Origin of the sequence: Mycobacterium sp. SMC-18, assembly GCF_045310895.1 — a bacterium.
Lineage (GTDB): Bacteria > Actinomycetota > Actinomycetes > Mycobacteriales > Mycobacteriaceae > Mycobacterium.
Genome location: NZ_JBJIAL010000151.1, coordinates 1 through 1,020 on the forward strand (window position 1 = coordinate 1; position 1,020 = coordinate 1,020).

Annotated in this window: 1 protein-coding gene; it reads right to left on the bottom strand. The window is 57.3% G+C overall.

Features of this window, described 5'->3' with window-relative positions; genetic code table 11:
* Nucleotides 1–17: 17 nt before the first annotated feature.
* On the bottom strand, nucleotides 18–920 hold the full coding sequence (locus ACJH6J_RS30540) for a DEAD/DEAH box helicase (protein ID WP_406805050.1): 903 nt from the start codon (nucleotides 918–920) through the stop codon (nucleotides 18–20).
* Nucleotides 921–1,020: the final 100 nt, after the last annotated feature.

Here is a 1,020-nt window from a genome sequence, read left to right on the forward strand (position 1 = left end):
ACTCGGCACCGACCGAATCAACTGGAACGGAGGTCGCCTGAAACAAGCCGATCCACAGGTATTGACAATTCCTCCAATTGTCGATTCAATGACTCTGTAGTGCTCAGCATGACCGACGGAGGATTGGCACGTGCAGATTCGCGTGTCAGCCGTAAAATAGCACCGGGAATCTCTATGCCGCACGCCTCGCACCGGAGTAGTTCGGAACCCGCCTTCAGCTCACGATTCGGCCAGACAAGGTCCCCATCGCAGCCCGCACTAGGGCAACGCAGGAAGGGACATACGAATCCGCTTTTAACCTTTCTCCACGAATCCACCAGCTCGTCCCGTACAAAGCGCGCGGTTAGGGGAGTTGGACCAAACCAAGTTCCGATTGAGATCGGATTCGATAGTCTGACAGTAGCTTCCAGTTCTAAGGCCATCGCCACGAGCGCGCGCAGTTGATCCTTAAGGAGTTCGTTGCGGGGGTACAAAGCAAGAGCGAGGACGCCTGGAGCCTGGTCCTGATCACATATCCAGGCAAGCATCGGCATGTAGAACGCCAAGGTCTTTCCGCTGCCGGTGCCGGCAGTCACGACAACGCCAGCCGGATCAGAACTACCGAGTGCAGCCAGAATTCGCTCGGTCGATCTCTTCTGGAAGGCTGACGCCATTGGTGGCGCTAAGACACGCAGCGCAATCTGCCCACTTGGGCCGAGGTGATCGTGAGCTACTGATTCCAACTCCGATACCGGGACTTCGCGACTCGGTCGGCGGCGAGGTCGTTGAAGGAAGCGATAGTCAAGAACCAACGGTCGTCCGTCTCGGATCGCCTCGCGCCGAAACGCTTGGCGCAACGTAGCCAGTAGACGTACCGTCTCCGCACTTCTCGTCCGATAACCCCCACTCGGGGTCTGAACGACTAGCGCTAGCTCGATCATTTCATCGAAAAGCGCCTCAGGATCGAGCAATTGTCAATACCTGTGGATCGGGGTGTTTCAGGCGACCTCCGTTTCGGTGTGTTGATCGCCGTCTGACGGT

What these genes read in the sequence shown, in the direction of transcription:
- ACJH6J_RS30540 (WP_406805050.1), bottom strand. Translation starts at nt 920, where the DNA reads ATGATCGAGCTAGCGCTAGTCGTTCAGACCCCGAGTGGGGGTTATCGG.